Origin of the sequence: Sphingomonas spermidinifaciens, from assembly GCF_002351485.1 — a bacterium.
GTDB lineage: Bacteria > Pseudomonadota > Alphaproteobacteria > Sphingomonadales > Sphingomonadaceae > Sphingomonas > Sphingomonas spermidinifaciens.
Genome location: NZ_NWMW01000001.1, coordinates 1,386,202 through 1,407,895, shown reverse-complemented (window position 1 = coordinate 1,407,895; position 21,694 = coordinate 1,386,202). Strand labels below are relative to the sequence as shown.

Below are 21,694 nucleotides of genomic sequence, written 5' to 3'. Positions count from 1 at the left end.
TCTCTGGCCGCGGGAGCGCGCTACTTCACAAAGCGACCCCAGCTTTCGCTGGGGTGACGGCTGTTGTCCGGGAGGGATCGCGTTGATCCAGGCCGTCGCCTTCTATCTCTTCGCGGCCATTGTCGTGCTGTCGGCGGCGATGGTCATTACCGCTCGCAACCCGGTGCATTCGGTGCTGTGGCTGATCCTGGCGTTCTTCAATGCCGCTGGCCTGATGGTGATCGTCGGCGCCGAGTTCATCGCGATGCTGCTCGTCATCGTCTATGTCGGCGCGGTCGCGGTGTTGTTCCTGTTCGTCGTGATGATGCTCGACATCGACTTCGCCGAACTGCGCGCGGGCTTCGTCAAATATCTGCCGATCGGCATCGTGCTGGCGGTGGCGCTGGCGGCCGAGATCCTGATCGGCGTCGGCGCGTGGTCGGCGGGCGGGATCGAGCTGTCGACCCGCATCTCCCCGATTGACGCGGCGGTGCCGAATATCGAGGCGATCGGGCGGCTGCTCTACACCCGCTACCTGCTCGTGTTCGAGGGCGCGGGCCTCGTCCTTCTCGTAGCGATGATCGGCGCGATCGTGCTGACGCACCGCGAGCGGACCGGCGTCATCAAGCAGAACATCGCCCGCCAGGTCGCGCGCCGGTCAAAGGACGCGGTGCGCAAGGTCAACCAGCCGGTGGGCCAGGGGGTCGAGCTGTGATCGGGCTTCAGCATTACCTGACCGTCGGCGCGATCCTGTTCGCGCTTGGCGTCATGGGCATCTTCCTCAACCGCAAGAACCTGATCGTCATCCTGATGGCGATCGAGCTCATCCTCCTGGCGGTGAACATCAACCTCGTCGCCTTCTCGGCCTTCCTCGGCGATCTGGTGGGGCAGGTTTTCGCGATGTTCGTGCTGACCGTCGCCGCGGGCGAGGCGGCGATCGGGCTCGCCATCCTCGTCATCTACTTCCGTGGCCGCGGCAATATCGCGGTCGATGATGCCAACCGGATGAAGGGGTAAGCATCTGGTGATCCAGGCAATCGTCTTCCTGCCGCTGATCGCGGCGATCGTCGCGGGGTTGGGCAACCGCGCGATCGGCAATGTCGCCGCCAAGTCGGTGACGACCGGCGCGCTCGCCATTGCGTGCCTTCTTTCCTGGCCGATCTTCCTCGGCTTCCTGTCGGGCGGGCGCGAGGCCGAGGTCGTCCACGTCCTCGACTTCATCAAGTCGGGCGGGATGGACGCCGCCTGGGCGCTGCGGGTCGATACGCTGACCGCGATCATGCTGGTGGTCATCACCACCGTCTCGGCGCTCGTCCACCTGTATAGCTGGGGCTATATGGCGGAGGATCCCGATCAGCCGCGCTTCTTCGCATACCTGTCGCTGTTCACCTTCGCGATGTTGATGCTGGTGACGGCGGACAACCTCATCCAGATGTTCTTCGGCTGGGAAGGGGTGGGCCTCGCCAGCTACCTCCTGATCGGCTTCTGGTACAAGAAGCCGTCGGCGCAGGCCGCGGCGATCAAGGCGTTCGTCGTCAATCGCGTCGGCGATCTGGGCTTCATGCTCGGCATCTTCGGCACGTACCTCGTCTTCAACACCATCTCGATCCCCGCCATTCTCGAGGCGGCGCCGTCGATGGCGGGATCGACGATCGGCCTCCTCGGCTATCGCTTCGACACGATGACGGTGCTCTGCCTGCTGCTGTTCGTGGGGGCCATGGGCAAGTCGGCGCAGCTCGGCCTCCACACCTGGCTTCCCGACGCGATGGAGGGGCCGACGCCGGTGTCGGCGCTGATCCACGCCGCGACGATGGTGACCGCGGGCGTGTTCATGGTCTGCCGCCTGTCGCCGATGTTCGAGGTGTCGCCGACCGCGCTCACCGTCGTCACCGGCATCGGCGCCGCGACCTGCATCTTCGCCGCGACGATCGGCACGGTGCAGACCGACATCAAGCGCGTCATCGCCTATTCGACCTGCTCGCAGCTCGGATACATGTTCTTCGCCGCCGGCGTCGGCGCGTATGGCGCGGCGATGTTCCACCTGTTCACCCACGCCTTCTTCAAGGCGCTGCTGTTCCTCGGCGCCGGCTCGGTCATCCATGCGATGCATCACGAGCAGGACATGCGCTTCTATGGGGGCCTGCGCCGGCATATCCCGATCACCTTCTGGACGATGATGGCGGGCACGCTGGCGATCACGGGCGTCGGCATCTATGGCATCGGCGGGTTCGCGGGCTTCCACTCGAAGGACGCCATCCTCGAGGCGGCGTGGGCGTCGGGTAGCGGGCAGGGCGCCTTCTGGGTCGGCACCTTCGCGGCGCTCTTGACCAGCTTCTATTCGTGGCGGCTGATGTTCCTCACTTTCTGGGGCCAGCCGCGCTGGGCGGGGTCGGAGCATATCCAGCACGCCGCGCATGGCGACCACCATCACGACGACGCATCGCACGAGGATGCGGGCCATGCGCCCGCCGCCCATGCCGCGCACGCGCACGACCGGCACGGCCACGCCGAAGACGACGGCACGGCGGGCTATCACCCGCATGAGAGCCCGTGGGTCATGCTGACACCGCTGCTTGTCCTGACGGTCGGCGCGATCGGCGCCGGTCTCGCCTTCCACCATGCCTTCCTCGAAGAGGCGGCGTTCTGGCGCGGCTCGATCTTCTTCAATGTCGAGCTTTCGCACGCGATGCACGAGGTGCCGCTGTTCGTGAAGCTGGCCGCGACGGTGGTGATGCTGATTGGCCTGGTGACCGCGATCTATGCCTATCTCATTCGTCCGGGCTTCCCGGCGCAGTTCGCGGAGCAGTTCCGCGTGCTGCACCGGTTCCTGCTTCACAAATGGTATTTCGACGAGCTCTACGACCTTCTCTTCGTCAAGCCCGCCTTCGCCTTTGGTCGCCTGTTCTGGAAGGCCGGCGACGAGGGTACGATCGACCGTTTCGGCCCCAATGGGTCGGCGGCGGTGGTGGCGCTGGGCAGCCGGGTCGCGGGGCGCGTCCAGTCGGGATATGTATACAGCTATGCCTTCGTCATGCTGATCGGGCTGACCGCCGCGGTCACCTGGGCCATCGCGGGGCGCTGAGATCATGGACGGCTTCCCCATTCTCTCGCTGATGCTCGTCGTGCCGCTCGTCGCGGCGGTCGCATGTCTGTTCGTCGATGCGAAGACGGCGCGCCTGATCGCGCTCGTCGCGACCCTGGTCGATTTCGTGCTCGGCTGCCTGCTCTGGGCGAATTTCGACCAGAACCCCTCGGCGCCGCAGTGGCAGTTCACCGAATATGCGCCGGTCTTCGGCCGTTTCGCCTGGGCGATGGGCATCGACGGCTTCGCGCTGATGCTTATCATGCTCAGCGTCTTCCTGATGCCGATCTGCATCGGCGCCAGTTGGGAAGCGATCGAGAAGCGCGTGCCCGAGTATATGGCACTGTTCCTGCTCGTCGAAGTGCTGATGATCGGCACATTCGCTGCGCAGGACCTGTTCCTGTTCTACATGTTCTTCGAGGCCGGCCTCATCCCGATGTATCTCATCATCGGCATCTGGGGCGGCGCGAACCGTATCTACGCCTCATACAAATTCTTCCTCTACACGCTGCTCGGCTCGGTGCTGATGTTCATCGCGATGCTCTATATGAGCAGCGTGGCGGGGACGTCGTACATCCCCGACCTGATGGCGTATGACTTCCCCGCCGGGGTACAGACCTGGCTGTGGCTGGCCTTCTTCGCCTCCTTCGCGGTCAAGATGCCGATGTGGCCCGTCCATACCTGGCTCCCCGACGCGCACGTCCAGGCGCCGACCGCGGGCTCGGTGATCCTGGCTGGCGTGCTGCTGAAGCTTGGCGGCTACGGCTTCCTGCGCTTCAGCCTGCCGATGTTCCCGGAAGCGTCGGGCGAGCTCACCTGGCTCATTTTCGCGCTTTCGGCAGTGGCGGTGATCTACACCAGCCTCGTCGCCCTCGTGCAGTCGGACATGAAGAAGCTGATCGCCTATTCGTCGGTCGCGCACATGGCGATCGTGACGATCGGCCTTTTCGCCTTCAACCAGCAGGGCATTGAGGGCGCGATGATCGTCATGTTGTCGCATGGCCTCGTCTCGGGCGCGCTGTTCCTCTGCGTCGGCGTGATCTACGACCGGCTGCACACGCGGGAGATCGCGCGTTACGGCGGGCTTGCGAACAACATGCCGCGCTACGCGATCCTGTTTCTGCTGTTCACCATGGCCTCGATCGGCCTACCGGGGACGAGCGGCTTCGTCGGCGAGTTCCTGAGCCTTGCCGGTACTTATCAGGTGTCGACCTGGGTCGCGCTCCTTTGCACCACGGGCATCATCCTGGGTGCGGCGTACATGCTCTATCTCTACCGCCGCGTGGTGTGGGGCGAGATCAAGTCGGACGACGTTCGCGTCATGCCCGACCTCAGCCGCCGTGAAATCGCGCTGCTCGCGCCCGTGGCCGCGGTGGTGCTCTGGATGGGCGTGTACCCGGAGAGCTTCCTTGCGCCCATGCGCGCCGACGTCGCGACGCTGCTCGAGCGCGTGAACCGCGGCAATCCGGGGAGCGACTCGAAGCCGACCGCGGGCAAGCCCGCCGCGATCGCCGCTTATGAGGCCCGCGTCGAAGAAGTAAGCGGCCATGGCGAAGCGGCCGAGGGCGGTGAAGCCGCGCCCGCCGCCGCGCATGGCGGAGGCCATTGATGTCCTACGGAACGCAGATGCTGTTCATCCTGCCCGAGCTCGTTCTGACGCTCGGCAGCCTTGTGCTGATGCTCGCCGCCGCCTGGGGTGGTCAGGCGTCGACGCGGGCGATTTCCTATGCCGCGGTCGCCCTGCTGATCGGCGCGGGGATCGCGCTTGCCGGCCCTGCCTCGACCGGGGGCGAGGCGTTCGACGGGCTGTGGCGCTCGGACGCCTTCGGTACCTTTGCCAAGATCCTCATCTACATCGCCAGCGGCGTGGCGATCCTGATCGCGCCGCGCTTCTTCGCCGATACCTCGGGCGATGACCTGCGGCCCGAATATCCGGTGCTGATGCTGCTCGCGGCCGTCGGCATGGGGATGATGGTGTCTGCCGCCGACCTGCTGACGCTCTATGTCGGGCTCGAGCTCCAGAGCCTTGCGGCTTACGTGCTCGCCAGCTTCATGCGCCGCGACCAGCGTTCGGCCGAGGCGGGCCTCAAATATTTCATCCTCGGCGCGCTCGCGTCGGGCATCCTCCTTTACGGCATCAGCCTCGTCTACGGCTTCTCGGGCACGACGCTCTACTCGGGCATTTCGGCGGCCTATGCCGGCACGAAGTCGCTCGGCCTGCTGTTCGGCCTCGTGTTCGTGTTCGCCGGCCTTGCGTTCAAGATCGCGGCGGTGCCGTTCCACATGTGGACGCCCGACGTGTACGAGGGCGCGCCGACCCCGGTGACGCTCAGCTTCGCAAGCGCGCAGAAGGTCGCCGCCGTCGCGCTAGCCCTCCGCATCGCCGTCGAGGCGATGGGGCCGGCGACCGCCGACTGGCGCCAGATCGTCATCTTCGCCTCGCTCGCCTCGATCATCCTCGGCGCGGTCGCGGCGATCAACCAGAGCAACATCAAGCGGCTGCTCGCCTATTCGTCGATCAACAATATCGGCTTCGCGCTGATCGGCCTCGCCGCCGGAACCGAGGACGGCATCGCCGCAGTGCTCGTCTACATGACGATCTATGTCGCGATGACGCTCGGCAGCTTCCTGGTGGTCCTGCAGATGCGCGGCGCTGACGGTCAGCCGGTCGAGAGCATCGCCAGCCTGTCGGGGATGTCGCGCACGCGGCCGGGCCTGGCGCTGGCGCTCGCCATGTTCATGTTCAGCCTGGCGGGCATCCCGCCGCTGTTCGGCTTCTACGCCAAGTTCGCGGTGTTCGACGCGGCCGTCCGCGCGGGGCTGTTCCCGCTGGCGGTGATCGGCATCGCCGCCTCGGTGATCGGCGCCTATTATTACCTGCGCATCGTCAAGACGATGTATTTCGACGAGGCGGCACCCGCCTTCGCGCCATCGGAGAGCGTCGTCGAGAAGGGCCTTATCGCCGCGAGTGCGGTGTTCATCTCGCCCGCGGGCTATCTCCTGATCCCCGCGCTCAGCGCCGCAAGCCTGACGGCGGCACGGGCGCTGTTCTGACGCGCATCGTCGAGGTTGCGGAAACGGGGTCGACCAATGCCGACCTCGCCGTGCTGGCGGCAGGCGGGGCGGAGGAGGGCCTGTGGCTTCGCGCCGACCGCCAGACTGCGGGACGCGGGCGGCAGGGCCGTGCCTGGACCTCGCCGCCGGGCAATTTTTACGGCAGTACGCTTGTCCGCCTGCGCCCGAGCGACCCGCCGCCCACCAGCCTCTCGCTCGTCGCGGGCGTTGCGCTCCACGAAGCCGCGGGCGCCTATCTTCCGGCTCCGCAGCCGCTCCGGCTCAAATGGCCCAATGACCTGTTGCTGGGCGGCGCCAAGCTTGCCGGCATTCTGCTCGAACGGATCGAAGCGGCGGTGATCGTGGGCATCGGCGTCAACCTCGCCCACGCGCCGGCGCTTCCCGATCGGCCCACGGCGACACTGGATGCCGCGCCGACACCGGCCGACTTCGCCCATACCCTTGCGGCCGCGTTCGCGCGGTGGCTCGGCCGCTGGCGGGGCGAGGGGCTGGGGGCGATCCGCGAGGCGTGGCTCGCCCGCGCGCACAGCCTCGGCGCGGCGCTTCGCCTTCACGGCCCTGATGGCGACGCGATCGAGGGCCTGTTCGACGGCCTCGCCGCGGACGGCGCGCTCCGCCTGCGCTTGGCGGACGGGCGCACCCGTGTCATCCACGCCGGCGACGTGTTCCTGATCTGAGGACCCCACCTATGCTGCTCGCGGTCGATGCCGGGAACACCAATATCGTCTTCGCGCTGGTTGATCAGGCACGCACGATCCGGGCGCGCTGGCGCATCGCCACCGATCCGCGCCGCACCGCCGACGAATATGTCGTCTGGCTCAACCAGCTGCTTGCACTGGAGGGGTTCAGCCGCGACGATGTGGAAGGCGTCGTCATCGGCACCGTCGTGCCGCGTGCACTCCACAACCTAGAGGTGCTGGCGGAGAAGTATTTCGGAAGCGCCGCGCTGGTCGCGGGCCGCGATATTCCGTGGGACATCGCGCTCGACGTGGACGAGCCGGGCAATGTCGGCGCCGACCGCGCATTGAACGTCATCGCTGCACATGCGAAATATGACGGCGATCTCGTGATCGTCGATTTCGGCACTGCCACGACCTTCGACGTCGCCGACTATTCGGGGGCTTACAAGGGCGGGATCATCGCGCCGGGCATTAACCTGTCGCTCGACGCCCTCGTCGCCGCCGCCGCCAAGCTGCCGCGTATCGCGATCGAGGCGCCTGAGGACCCCTCCGTCGTCGGGCGTACCACCGTCAGCCAGATGCAGATCGGCATCTTCTGGGGCTATGTCGCGATGATCGAGGGGCTGGTCGCGCGGCTGCGCGCAGAGATCGGGCGGCCCGCGCGCGTGATCGCGACCGGCGGGCTCGCCATCCTGTTCGAGCGCCACACCGACGCCTTCGACGCGATCGAGCCCGACCTCACGATTCAGGGGCTGGCGATCCTGTGGCAGCGTTGCCATATCTGATCCAAAGGCGGCTGATCTGCCGCGCGTCGCTGCCCCGTATCCACCGGCAGCCAATCCAACGTCAGGAATGAAGTGACACCCAAGAACGAACTGCTTTTCGTCGCGCTCGGCGGATCGGGCGAGATCGGCATGAACGTCAATCTCTACGGCACCGCCGGCAAATGGCTGATGGTCGATTGCGGCGTGACCTTTGCCGATCCCGCCTATCCCGGCATCGACCTGATCCTGCCCGACCTTTCCTTCATCGAGGATCGCATTGACGATCTGGTCGGCATCGTCGTGACGCATGGGCATGAGGACCATATCGGCGCACTACCCTACCTCGCTGCCGATCTCGGCGTCCCCATCTATGCGACGCCGTTCACCGCCGGGTTGATCCGCGGCAAGCTCGAGGAGGAGGGTGTCGCCGATCAGGTGACGCTGAAGATCGTCGAGGTCGGCGGCAGCGTCGACCTCAAGCCATTTAAGGTCCGCTTCGTGCCGCTCGCCCATTCGATTCCCGAGGGCAACGCGCTGCTGATCGAGACCGCGCAGGGCCGCGTGCTCCACACCGGCGACTGGAAGATCGACGAGACCTCTGGCATCGGCACGCCCTCGACGGCCGAGGAGCTGACCGCGATCGGTGATCAGGGCGTGCTCGCGCTCGTCTGCGATTCGACCAATGTCTTCAATGCCGAGGCGTCGGGGTCGGAGGCCGAGGTGCGCGAGGGGCTCGACCGCGCGATCGACGAAGCAGCGGGACGGCGCGTCGTCGTCACCACCTTCGCCTCGAACGCCGCGCGGCTGCAGACGCTCGCCGACTGCGCGCGCGATACCGGACGGCGGCTTTGCCTTGCCGGGCGATCGCTCGACCGGATCGTCAAGGTCGCGCGCGCGACGGGCTACCTCAAGGACTTCCCCGAGCCCGTCGACTGGGAAACCGCGATGAAGCTGCCGCGCGGCAACGTCCTCATCGTCGCGACCGGCGGGCAGGGGGAGGCGCGCGCCGCGCTCGCTCGCATCGCCGACAAGAACCACCCGATCCGGCTGGAGGCAGGCGACCGCGTCATCTTCTCCTCCAAGCAGATTCCCGGCAACGAGGTGGCGATCGGGCGGATCATGAACCAGCTGGCCGAGCAGGGTGTTGATCTCGTCACCGACCGGCAGGCGTTCGTCCATGTATCGGGCCATCCCGGCCGCCCCGAGCTTCAGTCGATGTACAAGTGGATCCGGCCTGAAATCCTCGTGCCTGTGCACGGCGAGGTGCGGCATCTGGCCGAGCATGCCCGCTTCGCGCTGGCGAACGGCGTGCCGACCGCGGTGTCGAACAAGGACGGCGACGTCATCCGTCTCGCGCCCGGCGAGCCCAAGCGAATCGGCTTCGCCACCGTCGGCCGGCTCGCGCTTGACGGCGACATCATCCTGCCCGCCGACGGCGCGACGATGGCCGAGCGGCGCCGCCTCGCCAGTTACGGCCATATGTCGGTCGCCGTCGCCTTCAATCGCGAAGGTCGCCTGCTGGGCGAGCCGCAGGTCCGCGTGCAGGGCGTGCCGGTCGAGGAAGAACGCGAACCCTTCCTCGACGAGGTGGCCGATGCCGTGGTCGAGGCGCTCAAGAAGGGCGAGCGCGATGCCGACAAGCGGCGCGAGGCGATCCGCCTCGCCGCCCGGCGCGTCGCCACGCGCTGGACGGGCAAGAAGCCCGTCGTCGATGTGCTCATGATCGGCTGAGCCGTCGGTGCGCTGGCAGTCGGCCCTCGCGATCTGGTTCCTGTTCTGGTTCCTGTCGCTGTTCTTCGTCCTCCCCTTCTTTGCGCGCACCAGCGACGAGGCGGGGGTGGCGAAGGTGCCGGGCCAAGCCGATAGCGCGCCGGTGCGGTTTCCGTTCGCGCGGATCCTGCTGTGGACCACGGTCGTGGGGACGGCGTTGTTCGGGCTCTTCCTCGCCAACTACATCTATGGCTGGGTGACGGCCGACATGCTCGACTTCACGGGGCGATAGGACTCACCGCCGTCGTTGCGCGCATGGTGAGCCATCTGAGGGCAGACGCGCGCGGTACCGGATCACGGACAACGGGACGGTGGACCACCAAGCCCCCGTCGTGAAGACAGGTGGCTTACGTTCGCAACCGCTCGATCGCCTGGGCTAGCGCGACGTAGAGCTTGCCCGAATCGCTCGACAGCAATGTCACGCCCATTGGCGAACCATCGCGCTGCGCGAGCACCAGCCGCAGCATCGCCTCGAAATCATGGATGTAGCGATTGACCTGATCGTGGAACGCGTCGTCGGCGTCGTAGAGAGCGGCGATCTCGCGCAAGTCCGCAGGGTCGAGCAGGCGAACCGCGCGGCGAGTGAAGACGCCGCGGTCGCCCTTGAGGTACGCGGCCCAGGCGGTGTCGGCGACATCGGCCGACAGCGCCTTGGTAATGTCGATCGCCGCCGAGTTAAGCGCCTCGATCAGCAGCGACACGCGGCGCGCGAAGCTGTCGCGCTCGGCCGCCTCGCGCGCGGCTTCGGCGGCGTCGATGCGGCTCTCGACGATTGCCGACGCTTCGGCGATGGCGAGCGTCTTCTCGCCCACCCGGTCGGCGGCGCGGGCGGCGACGCGGACGGCGTCGTCGGCGGCCTGCGCCAGCAGGCCGAGTTGACGCGCAACGGCATCGTCAAAGGCACGCGCGAACCGCTCGACCGCGGCATGTTCGAGCTGCGCCGCCGCCTCGGGGATCACCGCCCCCAGCGTCTTGCGCGCATGATCGGCGGCGGCGCCGGCGGTCTCGCGAATGCTGACCAGTGCCTCGACCAGTTGCGGCGCGGCGCCGTCGGCGAAATCGCGGGTGTCGGCGATCGTCTGTTCGATCGTGGCCCGGATCGATTCGATCCGGTCGCTGCCGGTGCCCAGCGCCTCGACCAATGCCGCCGACAGTTTGACCAGCGTGTCGCGCTGCTGGCCGACGACGTCGTTGATCGCTTCGATCGCCGTGTGCGTGCTCTCGGCCGCGGTGACGAGCGCGAGCAGCTCGGGCTTGGCCGCGCCGACGATGCGGCGGCTGTCGCCGACACGCGCGTCGAGCCGGCCGAGCGCTTCCGGCAGCGTCTCGTCGATCTCGCGCGTCGCGGCGTCGAGCGCGGTAAGCAGGCCCTCTGCGGTTTCCATCGTCGCCTTCGCCACCGCGTCGCCGCCGTTCATCGCCTCGCGCATCGCGTCGAGCCCGGCGGTGACGGTCGCCACCTGCTGCGCCAGCGACAACGCGCGCGCGCTGCCGGTTTCGTGAAGCAGGTCGAGCTGGGCGGTCGCGCGCGCAACGTTGGTGTCGAGCGTCTCGAACAGCGCGCCCGCCTGTTCATGCTCGGCATCGAGCGCGTCGGCGATGCGGCCGATGCTCGCCTCGACCTGGCCGATCCGTTCGCGCAGCCGCTCAAGCCCGGCCTGCGCGTGGCTGTCTAGCGCGGCCTGGTTGGCGGCGAGCATCGCCGTCGTCGCCTCGCCCTGCGCGGCGATGCCGCGCCGCGCCTCGTCGATCGCGGCGGCGGCGCGGTCGAGCACGGCATCGACCTCGGCCGAGGTCTTGGCGGCGACATCCTCCAGCCGCTGGCCCGCGCTCTCACTGGTCGCCTCCATCCGCGCGATGTGCGCGGCGAGGCGCTGCGCGGCGCCGCCCGCCACCTCGTCGGCATGGCGCCCGCGCTCGGCCAGCGCGGCAAGCTGCGCGTCGAGTGCCGACACGCGCTCGCCGGTTTCCATGCCGATCGCGTGGAAGGTCCGGGCGAGCCCATCGACCTCGCCTTGTGCCTTGGGCAACTGCGCGAGCAGCACCGCCAGCCGCTTGCCCGCGATGTCGGTCGCCTCGCCCAGCGTGCGCGCGGCGGCATGGATCGAGGCGACCTCGGTGGTCATCGCATTCGCCACCGCCTGCATCCGCGCGGTCGCCCCGTCGCCTGTCTCCAAGAGCTCGCGCATATGCTGGTCGAGCAGGGCGCGGTCGGCGGCGATCCGTTCGGACAGCATCTCCATCCGCGACTCGAACATGTCGGCCTCGGCGCGCATCGCCGCCTGAAGCGCGGCAAAGCGGCGCCCCTGACGCTCGCCGCCGCGCCGCGCGACGAGCCAGATAATCGCGACCAGCGCCAGCGGTGCGAGGATCGCCGCGGCCAGCTGGATCGTCGCCGCCGGCATCAGCGCGACCGGCATCGGCTGAGCAAACAGCGACCATAGGCACCAGGCGACCCACGCCGCGCCCGCGGCGATCGCGCCGATCATCGCGAGTCGCGCCGTCGTCTCGGGCGGGGGTGGAGCATAGGCGTCGGGCAGCATCGCCGCGCGCTCCAAGGGCAGGATGTCGCCGTCATCGGCCGCGGGCGGCTCCCGATCGGCGTGGAAATCGATGATGCGCGAACCCCCGTTCATGGCCATGGTTTACCACAAACCGCACGCCGGGCGAGCGAAACCATGCCTTAACCCTCATGGCCTTAGTGTCTGCTGCGATGGCCTATGACCCCGGAGCGATCGATGCGACCCTGGCGGCGGCGGTGGGTGACGAACCCGCGCTGATCGCCGAGCTGCGCGAAGCCTTTCTCGACAGCGCCAAGCGCGCGCTTCATGCGATGCTCGCGGCCGAGGACGGCGATTCGTGGCGGCAGGGGGCGTGGCGGCTGAAGGGACTTGCCGCCAGCTTCGGCGCGATCCGGCTGATGGCGCTGGCGGGCGAGGCCGCCGCCGCGCCGGTCGGCGACATCCAGATGCTGCGCCGTCTGCGCCGCGCCGTCGAACGCCTCTGACCCGGCGCAGCTGCGCGGAATCGAACACGTCGCGCGCCGCCCGCGCTTTCCGTGCAACAGCTTGGCGCGCGAGGTCCGGCGCGATAGAAGCGTCGGGATCAACTAGTGTATTGCGCAGCTAATACGGTTGTGCGAAAAGGCGGACATGATGACGACCACCCTCGACAGGGCACCGGTGCTCGAAAACAGCGAGGCGTTGCGCAATGCCATGGTGGCGAGCCAGCTGCGCACCAGCGCGGTCAATGACCCGCGCGTCGTCGCGGCGATGGCGCAGGTCGAGCGCGAGCGCTTCCTGCCCGCCGCGCAGGCGCGCTTCGCCTATGCCGATGCGATGGTGGAGCTGCCCGGCGGGCGGCGTCACAACAATCCGCTGGCGACCGGGCGTCTGCTGACCGAGGCGCGCGTCCAGCCGGGCGACAAGGTGCTGCTGGTCGGCGCGGCGGGCGGCTATGCGGCGGCGCTGCTTGCCAAGCTGGCGGGCCACGTCGTCGCGCTCGAGGAGCAGCCCGATCTGGTCGCGCACGCCCGCGCGGCGCTCGCCGGCATCGGGAATGTCGAGCTGGTCGAAGGGCCGCTGGGCGCAGGCTGGGCGCCGAATGCGCCCTATGACCTGATCGTCGTCGACGGCGCGATCGAGACGGTGCCCTCGAGCCTCGTGGAGCAGGCGCGTCCCGGCGCGCGGCTGGCGACCGGCCTCGTCGATCGCGGCATTACGCGGTTGGCGACGGGCGAGCGCGCGACCGCGGGCTTCGGCCTGATCGACTTTGCCGACTGCGTCTGCACGATCCTGCCGGGGTTCGAGAAGCGGCGTGGATTCACATTCGGAAACCTTTAGAATTGCACCGCTTTCGCCCGATCAGGTAGATCGGTGACGGGAGCACAACGAAAGACGGGGAAGATGAGGGGGAAGCGACTGGCCCTGTTGGCCGGAACGGTTGCGTGCTGCCTGACAGCGGGCGGCGCGCTGGCACAGACGGTGACGCCGCCGCCGGCCGCCCCTGCGCCCGAACCCGCACCCGCCACGGCCGCCACCCCGACGACGCTGCGCGACGCGCTGGCCCGCGCCTATACCGACAGCCCGGTGCTGGCGGGCGAGCGCGCCAACCTGCGCGCCACCAACGAGGGGGTGCCGCTGGCTCGTGCCGACGCGCTCCCCAATCTGGGCGTGCGCGGCAACTATACCCGCTTCCTCGTCCAGGGGCAGAATGCCTTTCTCCAGCCCGATCAGGCGCTGACCGCCGATGCGCAGCTGACCCAGAATCTCTTCGCTGCCGGGCGCATCCGCAACTCGGTCGCCGCCGCCAAGACACGCGTGCTGGCGGGCCGGTCGAACCTTCGCACCGTCGAGGCCAATCTCTTCACCGACGTTGTCGCCGCCTATAACGACGTGATTCGCGACGAGGCGACGGTCGAGCTCAACCGCCAGAACGTCCGCAGCCTCGAGGTCAATCTTCAGGCGACGCGCGATCGGTTCGAGGTGGGCGATCTCACCCGCACCGACGTCGCCCAGTCGGAGGCCCGCCTGTCGGGCGCGGTCGGCCAGCTGCGCATCGCCGAGGCGCAGCTGATCGCCAGCCGCGAGGGTTACCTCCAGATCGTCGGCGCGGTGCCGGGCCAGCTTGCGCCGCCGCCGCCGCTGCCCAATCTGCCCGCCGATCCGCAGGCGGCCGTGGGCACCGCGCTCAACAACAATCCCGCGCTCGAGGCGGCTGAGCGTAACCGCGATGCCGCCGCGCTCGACGTGCGTGCAGCGCGCGCCGCGCGGCTGCCGCAGCTCGATGCGGTCGCGGGCGGCAGCTATTTCAACTATCTCGGCTCGCTGCCATCGTCGGTGGTCGGCACCAGCGTGCCGCAGTCGGGCACCTCGGCGCAAGCGGGGCTCAGCCTCACGCTGCCCATCTATCAGGGCGGTCGCCCGGCCGCTCAGGTGCGCCAGGCGCAGGCGCGTCAGGGGCAGGCGATCGAGCAGGTGACCGCGACCGAGCGCGGCGTGATCGCCCAGGCGCGTACCGCTTTTGCCAACTGGCAGTCGGCGCAGCGCGTGATCGAGGCGTCGGAAGCCGCGGTCGCCGCCAACCGGCTGAGCCTTGAGGGCGTGCGAGCCGAGAACAGCGTCGGCAACCGCACGATCATCGAGGTGCTGAACGCCGAGCAGGAACTGCTCAACAGCCAGGTCAACCTCGTCTCCGCACGGCGCGACGCCTATGTCGCGGGTTTCGCGCTCCTCGCGGCGATGGGCCGGGCCGAGGCCGAGGATCTGGGCCTCGACGGCGGCGCGCTCTTCGACCCGCGCACCGATTACGAGCGCGTCGACAAGGCGTGGTTCGATTTTGACGACGAGCCGACGCCGCGGCCAATCGGCACGCGCACCGTCGATGCGCCCGCGCAGACACCGATCGTGACCCGCGCGCTCGAGCCTCAGTTGCAGCGCCCCGTTGACACCGACCCCGCCAATCCGTCAGGTGACGTCAGGACGCCGCGCTGAAAGGGGCCGGCATCTGAAGGCGGCGAGGAAGTCATGGGGGATCTGAGCAGCGAACCGTCGATGGAGGACATCCTCTCGTCGATCAAACGGATCATCGCCGAGGAAGGCGATCCGCAGTCACCGCGCGGTCGCCGGATCGGTCGCCCCGCGCCGCCGCCGCCCGCGGCGCCCGAGGATGACGACGCGCCCGAGACGGTGCTCGAGCTCGACCAGCCGGTTGCTGCGCCCGAACCGCCCCGCGCCGAGGCTCCGCGGCCCGAGCCCGCTCCCGAACCCGTCCGCGCGTCTGAGCCGGACCCGGCGATCCTGTCGGCCCGCACGGCGCAGGCGACGCGCGGCCAGCTCGAGGCGCTGTCGCGGCTGATCGTGAAGCCGGAGGTCGCCGGCGCCGACACGCTCGAGGGGCTGGTGCGCGAGATGCTCAAGCCGATGCTCAGCGAATGGCTCGACGCCAACCTGCCGCGCATCGTCGAGACGATGGTTTCGCGCGAGATCGAGCGGATCGTGGGGCGTCGAGCCGACTGAGATCACCCTAAAGTATGTCATCGGGCTTGCGCGCAACCAACCGGGGCGTCAAAGGTTCGCCCTGCCATGAGTGACGACGACCTGGATAAGCTGCCTGGGGATACGATGATCCCCGGCCAGCTCCACGTTCCGGCGCCGCATCTGACCGATGCGTCGACGCCGGGCGAGGCGCGTCACGACATCTTCTTCGCCGCGGTCGAGACGACGCGGATGCCGATGATCGTCACCGATCCCAACCAGCCGGACAATCCGATCGTCTTTTGCAACAAGGCGTTCCAGAAGATGACGGGCTATACGCCCGCGGACATCGTCGGTCATAATTGCCGCTTCCTGCAGGGGCCGGAAACCGACCAGACCGTCATCGACCAGGTGCGCGACGCGATCGCCCGCCAGGAGGAAGTGGCGGTCGAGGTGCTCAACTATCGCAAGAACGGCTCGACCTTCTGGAACGCGCTGTTCGTGTCGCCGGTGTTCGACGCCTCGGGCAAGCTCATCTACTTCTTCGGCAGCCAGCTCGACATCTCGCGCCGCAAAGAGGCGGAGGAGGCGCTGCATCAGGCGCAGAAGATGGAGGCTGTGGGCAAGCTGACCGGCGGCATCGCCCACGACTTCAACAACCTCCTCCAGGTCGTGCTCGGCTATGTCGACCTGCTCGACGGGCGTATCGACGAAACCGACCGCTCGTCGCGCCGCGCGATCGAGGCGATCGGCGCCGCGGCGAATCGCGGTGCCACGTTGACGCAGCAGCTGCTCGCCTTCGCGCGCAAGCAGGAGCTGCGCGACCGCCTTCTCAACCTCAACACACTCGTCACCGATTTTGGTCCGATCATCCAGCGCAATCTGGGCGACGACGTGACGGTGCGGCGCAAGCTTGCCGAGAATCTCTGGAACAGCCGCATCGACCCGGTGCAGGCCGAAATGGCGCTGCTCAACCTCGTCTCCAACGCGCACGACGCGATGGAGGGCGCAGGCCATGTGACGATCGCCACCGACAATGTCGTAACCGATACCGACGCGGCGCTGGCGCCGGGGCTGGAGGCGGGCGAGTATGTGTCGCTGTCGGTCAGCGACACCGGCCGCGGCATCGATACCGACAATCTCGACAAGATCTTCGACCCGTTCTTCTCGACCAAGGGCGTCGGCAAGGGCACGGGCCTTGGCCTTTCGATGGTCTACGGTTTCATGCGCCAGTCGGGCGGCGGCGTTTCGGCCGAGAATCTGCCCGAAGGCGGCGCGCGCCTGACCCTCTATTTCCCGCGCGCGCGCGGCATCGTCGATCCCAAGCCCGGCCCGGTGCTGCGCAATGTCGGCGGCGGCGAGACGATCCTGATGGTCGAGGACCAGCCGCAGGTCGCCGAGCTCGGCCGCGCGATGCTCGAGGACCTCGGCTACACGGTCGAGCATGTCGACAGCGCTGCCCGCGCGCTGGAGGTTCTGCGCGCCGGTGGCCAGTTCGCGCTGGTCTTCACCGACATCGTCATGCCCGGCATGACCGGCGTGGCGCTTGCCCAGACGATCCGGCGCGAGTTTCCCAACCTGCCGGTTCTCCTAACCACTGGCTATTCGGATCGCGCGCTCGACGAGGACAGCCGCGCGTTCGAGCTGGTGCGCAAGCCCTATCGCCGCGCCGACCTGTCCTCTCGCATCAAGACGCTGCTCGAGGGGCCGAACGGCATCGCCTGACTTGTCATCCCGGTGCACCGGGGTAGAGCGGGCGGCATGACCGAGCTGCCCAAGACCTTCGACCCCGCCGCCATCGAATCGCGCTGGTACGCGCATTGGGAGGACAAGGGGCTGTTCCGCCCCGAGCGCCCCGGTGCCGAGCCCTGGACGATCGTCAACCCGCCGCCCAACGTGACCGGTTCGCTCCATATCGGCCACGCGCTCGACAATACGCTGCAGGACATCCTCGTCCGCCACGCCCGCCTTCAGGGCAAGGACGCGCGCTGGGTGGTGGGCACCGACCATGCCGGCATCGCGACGCAGATGGTGGTCGAGCGGAATCTGGCGAAGGACGGCGTCAAGCGCGCCGACCTCGGCCGCGAGGCGTTCGTGGGCAAGGTCTGGGAATGGAAGGGCGAGAGCGGCGGCGCGATTACCCGTCAGCTCCGTCGCCTCGGCTGCTCGATGGACTGGGCCAACGAGCGGTTCACGATGGACGATGGCTTTTCGAAGGCCGTCCTCAAGGTGTTCGTCGACCTGCACCGGCAGGGCCTGATCTATCGCGACAAGCGCCTCGTGAACTGGGATCCCGGCCTCGGCACCGCGATCAGCGATCTTGAGGTCGAGACGCGAGAGGTGAAGGGCGGCTTCTGGCGCCTCCGCTACCCGCTCGAGGACGGCTCGGGCCATATCGAGGTCGCGACGACCCGGCCCGAGACGATGCTCGCCGACATGGCGGTGGCGGTGCATCCCGATGACGCGCGCTATACCGCGCTGGTGGGCAAGCGGGTGCGGCTACCGATCACCGGGCGGCTGATCCCGATCGTCGCCGACGAGCATGCCGATCCCGAGCTCGGCTCGGGCGCGGTCAAGATCACGCCGGGCCACGACTTCAACGACTTCGAGGTCGGGCGGCGTGCCGGGATTGAGGCGCGCGACATGCTCAACATGCTCGATGCGAAGGCGGCGATCTGCCAGACCGCCGACGGGCTGGTCCCGGCCGAGCTGGTCGGCCTCGACCGCTTCGAGGCGCGTGCGGCGGTGGTCGAGCGGCTCAAGGCCGAGGGCTATCTCATCCCCCACATCGACAAGGACGGTGCCGAGCATGACGCCGAACCGCGCACGATCCAGACGCCCTATGGCGACCGCTCGGGCGTGGTGATCGAGCCGTGGCTGACCGACCAGTGGTATGTCGATGCGGCCACTTTGGCGAAGGGGCCGATCGAGGCGGTCCGCTCTGGCGCGATCGAGATCGTGCCGAAGACGTGGGAGAAGACGTTCTTCAACTGGATGGAAAACATCCAGCCCTGGTGCGTGTCGCGGCAGCTCTGGTGGGGACACCGGATACCGGCCTGGTTCGCCGAGGATGGCCGCATTTTCGTGGCGGAGACGGAGGAAGGGGCACAGGCGCAGGCGGGCGAGGGCGTCGCGCTTCGCCAGGACCCCGACGTGCTCGACACCTGGTTCTCCTCCGCGCTCTGGCCGTTCGCGACGCTGGGCTGGCCGGAGGCGGACCCGCGGGAGGCGGGGCGCTACCCCAACGACATCCTGATCTCCGGCTTCGACATCCTGTTCTTCTGGGATGCGCGGATGATGATGCAGGGGATGCATTTCCTCGGCGACGTGCCGTTCCGAAAGCTCTACCTCCACGGCCTCGTCCGCGCGGCCGATGGCGCGAAGATGTCGAAGTCGAAGGGCAATACCGTCGATCCGCTCGGCCTGATCGACAAATACGGTGCCGATGCGCTTCGCTTCTTCATGGCGGCGATGGAAAGCCAGGGCCGCGACATCAAGATGGATGAGCGCCGAATCGAGGGCTATCGCAACTTCGCGACCAAGCTGTGGAACGCGACGCGCTTCGCGATGGCCAATGGCATCGGCGCCTCGAAGGGGCTCGAGCCGCCCGCCGCGACCCACGCGGTCAACCAGTGGATCGTCGCCGAGACGGTGGAGACGGTGCAGGCGCTCGATCTCGCGCTCGCCGACCTGCGCTTCGACGCGGCCGCCAACGCGATCTACCAATTCGTGTGGAGCCGCTTCTGCGACTGGTATCTCGAGCTGATCAAGGGTCAGATCGACGAGGAGACAAAGGCGGTCGCCGGCTGGGTGCTCGACCAGATCCTGGTGATGCTGCACCCCTTCATGCCCTTCATCACCGAAGAGCTGTGGCATGCGCTGGGCGAGCGGGAGCACGACCTGATCGTCGCCAGATGGCCGATGCCCGATGCGCGCGCGCTCAATCCGGCGGCGCGGGCGGAGATCGACTGGCTGATCCGGCTGGTGAGCGAGGTACGCGCGGCGCGGACGGAACTCGGCGTGCCGCCGGGAGCGAAGCTGCCGATGCACACCGCCGGCGCGGATGCCGCGACCGCTGGCCGGCTCGATCGCCAAGCGGCGGCGCTGTCGCGACTAGCCCGGGTTGAGATCGCCGCAAGCGAGGCGCCGGCGGGCGGCTCGCTGCAGGTCGTCGTCGATGGCGTGACCTATGCGCTGCCGATCGGCGACGTGATCGACCTCGACGCCGAACGCGCCCGCCTCGCCAAGGCGATCGCTGCCGCTGAGAAGGAGCGGGATGCGCTCGCCGGGCGCCTTTCGAACCCCAGCTTCGTCGAGCGGGCGAAGCCCGAGGCGGTGGACAAGGCGCGCGCCGACCATGCCGACAAGGCGGCGGAGGCCGAGCGGCTGTCAGCAGCACTGACGCGGCTGGGGTAACTTCCTCGCGTCAAACTGCGCTCGATCCGGGATCCCGCGTCTTTTCCCGTGCTGTTGCCGAAAGAGCGGCGCTCGGGATCAAGTCCGGTGTGATGAAAGAGGGCAGGGGGCGCGGACCCCATCCCCGCCTTGCCCGGCGCGCGCGTGCCGCTAAACCGGGGGAAACGACAGGGCAGGGGACGTGATGGCTTCGATCGAGCAGGTGGACGGCGAACAGGTGCTCGCCGAGCCGAGCCCCAAGGACATTCGCCTCGTCATCACCGCTTCGTCGCTCGGCACCGTGTTCGAGTGGTACGACTTCTTCATCTACGGAACGCTCGCCGCCTCGGGTATCATCGGGCGAACCTTCTTCCCTGCGGGGTCGGAGGTGATGCAGGCACTGCTCGCCTGGGCAGGGTTTGCGGTAGGGTTCGGCTTCCGGCCGCTCGGCGCCATCCTGTTCGGCTATCTGGGCGACAAGCTCGGGCGCAAGTACACCTTCCTCGTCACGATCACGCTCATGGGCGTCGCGACCGCTGGGGTCGGCTTCGTGCCGTCGGCCGCGGCAATCGGGCTGGCGGCGCCGGCGCTCATCATCCTCCTCCGCATCGCGCAGGGGCTGGCGCTGGGCGGCGAATATGGCGGCGCGGCGATCTATGTCGCCGAGCATTCCCCGCCCGGCAAGCGCGGCTTCTATACGAGCTTCATCCAGGCGAGCGTCGCGGGCGGGTTCATCCTCAGCCTGATCGTCGTCCTCGGCTTTAAGGCATCGATGAGCGGCGAGGCTTGGCAGGCCTGGGGCTGGCGCCTGCCCTTCATTTTCTCGATTCTGCTGCTCGCGGTATCGCTGTGGATGCGCTTCAAGCTGTCGGAAAGCCCTATCTTCAAGGCGATGAAGGCGGCGGGCAAGCTTGCCGGCAATCCCTTCGTCCAGAGCTTCACCCATCCCGGCAACAAGCGGCGGCTGGTCGTCGCGCTGTTCGGCATCGCCGCGGGACTGACGGTGATTTGGTACACCGCTATGTTCAGCGTGCTGTCGTTCCTGACCGGCCCGATGCGGGTGGAGGAAACGACGGCGCAGCTCATTACCGGCGGCGGCGCGGCGGCGGGGCTGTTCTGGTTCGTGCTGTTCGGGCGCTTGTCCGACCGGGTGGGGCGCAAGCCGCCGATCGTGATCGGGCTGATCGCGAGCCTGCTGTTCCTCTTCCCGCTGTTCTGGATGATCGGGAGTGCCGCCAATCCGGGGCTGGCCGAGGCGGCGCGGCGTGCGCCCGTGATCGTGGCGGGGCCGAGCTGCGCCTACGACCCCTTCGCGGCGAAGCAGGCCGATGCGTGTGGCCAGGTGCTCGACCACCTGTCGAAAACGGGCGTCGCCTATACCAAGGCGCGTGCCGACGGCGTCGCCGTGTCGATCGGCGGCGTGCCGGTGAGCGACCTTTCGCCTGCGGGCCTCGACGCGGCGCTGGCGCATTCGGGCTGGAAGCTCGACAAGGTGGTGCCAACGGGCGGCAACCTTGCGCTCATCCTGATCGCGATCGTCGGGCTGTCGGCATTGTCGGGCGCGACTTATGGCCCCGTCGCGGCGGTCCTTTCGGAGATGTTCCCGCCCAGCATCCGCTATTCGTCGATGTCGATCCCCTATCATATCGGCACCGGATATTTCGGCGGATTCCTGCCGTTCATCAGCCAGTATATCGTCGCCAAGACGGGCGATCCCTATGCCGGGCTCTGGTACACCTTCGCCGTCGCGGCGATGGCGCTGGCGGTGGTGGGGCTGGGGTTGAAGGAGACGCTGAACGCCGAGGCGCGGGACTAGAACGCTTCCTGCGCCGGTTGCCGGAACGCGGCCTCGCCGGGATACGAAGAGGGGGCGTGCTGCCGCGGGGGCGAGCGCCTCGACCTGGTCCTCGATTCCCGCCTGTGCGGGGGCAGGGCGGCAACGGCTTCCCCCCTCGATCCGAACGCGCTAGCGGA

Annotated in this window: 17 protein-coding genes; 16 read left to right on the top strand and 1 reads right to left on the bottom strand. The window is 68.1% G+C overall.

The genetic code is table 11. From position 1 onward, the window contains the following. The first annotated feature begins 82 nt into the window (after positions 1–82). From COC42_RS06675 to COC42_RS06635, 9 genes are all read left to right on the top strand, one after another. Entirely contained in the window at positions 83–694 is a 612-nt protein-coding gene (locus tag COC42_RS06675; RefSeq protein ID WP_096342387.1) for an NADH-quinone oxidoreductase subunit J, read from the top strand. Then, positions 691–996: an NADH-quinone oxidoreductase subunit NuoK gene (nuoK, locus tag COC42_RS06670; RefSeq protein WP_096342386.1), complete on the top strand. Its 306-nt coding sequence runs from the start codon at positions 691–693 to the stop codon at positions 994–996. Before COC42_RS06675 ends, nuoK begins: the two co-directional genes overlap by 4 nt. Before the next feature lie 7 nt (positions 997–1,003). Beyond that, a complete protein-coding gene (nuoL, locus tag COC42_RS06665; protein WP_096342385.1) occupies positions 1,004–3,061 on the top strand; it encodes an NADH-quinone oxidoreductase subunit L in 2,058 nt (685 codons plus the stop codon). Between the two features lie 4 nt (positions 3,062–3,065). After that, positions 3,066–4,670: an NADH-quinone oxidoreductase subunit M gene (locus COC42_RS06660; protein ID WP_096342384.1), complete on the top strand. Its 1,605-nt coding sequence runs from the start codon at positions 3,066–3,068 to the stop codon at positions 4,668–4,670. Then, the gene (nuoN, locus tag COC42_RS06655; protein WP_096342383.1) at positions 4,670–6,115 is read left to right on the top strand and encodes an NADH-quinone oxidoreductase subunit NuoN; all 1,446 of its coding nucleotides are present in this window, start codon (positions 4,670–4,672) and stop codon (positions 6,113–6,115) included. Before COC42_RS06660 ends, nuoN begins: the two co-directional genes overlap by 1 nt. A gap of 5 nt (positions 6,116–6,120) precedes the next feature. Further along, entirely contained in the window at positions 6,121–6,813 is a 693-nt protein-coding gene (locus COC42_RS06650; RefSeq protein ID WP_096342382.1) for a biotin--[acetyl-CoA-carboxylase] ligase, read from the top strand. 11 nt (positions 6,814–6,824) lie between these two features. Next, the gene (locus COC42_RS06645) at positions 6,825–7,601 is read left to right on the top strand and encodes a type III pantothenate kinase (RefSeq protein WP_096342381.1); all 777 of its coding nucleotides are present in this window, start codon (positions 6,825–6,827) and stop codon (positions 7,599–7,601) included. Positions 7,602–7,673: 72 nt separating this feature from the next. Continuing rightward, positions 7,674–9,311: a ribonuclease J gene (locus tag COC42_RS06640; protein WP_096342380.1), complete on the top strand. Its 1,638-nt coding sequence runs from the start codon at positions 7,674–7,676 to the stop codon at positions 9,309–9,311. A gap of 7 nt (positions 9,312–9,318) precedes the next feature. After that, complete coding sequence (locus tag COC42_RS06635; RefSeq protein ID WP_096342379.1) at positions 9,319–9,582, top strand: DUF1467 family protein; 264 nt, start codon at positions 9,319–9,321, stop codon at positions 9,580–9,582. Positions 9,583–9,697: 115 nt separating this feature from the next. On the opposite strand, the gene COC42_RS06630 is transcribed toward COC42_RS06635, so the two are convergent. Further along, positions 9,698–11,986, bottom strand: a complete 2,289-nt coding sequence (locus COC42_RS06630) for a coiled-coil domain-containing protein (RefSeq protein ID WP_096342378.1) — start codon at positions 11,984–11,986, stop codon at positions 9,698–9,700. Positions 11,987–12,063: 77 nt separating this feature from the next. On the opposite strand from COC42_RS06630, the gene COC42_RS06625 reads away from it, so the two are divergent. The 7 genes from COC42_RS06625 (at position 12,064) to COC42_RS06595 (ending at position 21,536) form a co-directional block, all read left to right on the top strand. Continuing rightward, positions 12,064–12,357 carry an Hpt domain-containing protein gene (locus COC42_RS06625; protein ID WP_096342377.1) on the top strand — a complete coding sequence of 98 codons (294 nt, stop codon included), beginning with the start codon at positions 12,064–12,066 and terminating at the stop codon, positions 12,355–12,357. A gap of 145 nt (positions 12,358–12,502) precedes the next feature. After that, the gene (locus COC42_RS06620) at positions 12,503–13,192 is read left to right on the top strand and encodes a protein-L-isoaspartate O-methyltransferase family protein (protein ID WP_096342376.1); all 690 of its coding nucleotides are present in this window, start codon (positions 12,503–12,505) and stop codon (positions 13,190–13,192) included. A gap of 63 nt (positions 13,193–13,255) precedes the next feature. Then, positions 13,256–14,842 carry a TolC family outer membrane protein gene (locus COC42_RS06615; RefSeq protein WP_096342375.1) on the top strand — a complete coding sequence of 529 codons (1,587 nt, stop codon included), beginning with the start codon at positions 13,256–13,258 and terminating at the stop codon, positions 14,840–14,842. A 33-nt stretch (positions 14,843–14,875) separates the two neighbouring features. After that, a complete protein-coding gene (locus COC42_RS06610; RefSeq protein ID WP_176484580.1) occupies positions 14,876–15,367 on the top strand; it encodes a DUF2497 domain-containing protein in 492 nt (163 codons plus the stop codon). Between the two features lie 66 nt (positions 15,368–15,433). After that, complete coding sequence (locus COC42_RS06605; RefSeq protein ID WP_245843899.1) at positions 15,434–17,050, top strand: histidine kinase famiy protein; 1,617 nt, start codon at positions 15,434–15,436, stop codon at positions 17,048–17,050. 36 nt (positions 17,051–17,086) lie between these two features. Beyond that, positions 17,087–19,741, top strand: a complete 2,655-nt coding sequence (locus COC42_RS06600; protein ID WP_096342374.1) for a valine--tRNA ligase — start codon at positions 17,087–17,089, stop codon at positions 19,739–19,741. Positions 19,742–19,925: 184 nt separating this feature from the next. Beyond that, entirely contained in the window at positions 19,926–21,536 is a 1,611-nt protein-coding gene (locus tag COC42_RS06595) for an MFS transporter (protein ID WP_096343151.1), read from the top strand. Positions 21,537–21,694 lie beyond the last annotated feature (158 nt).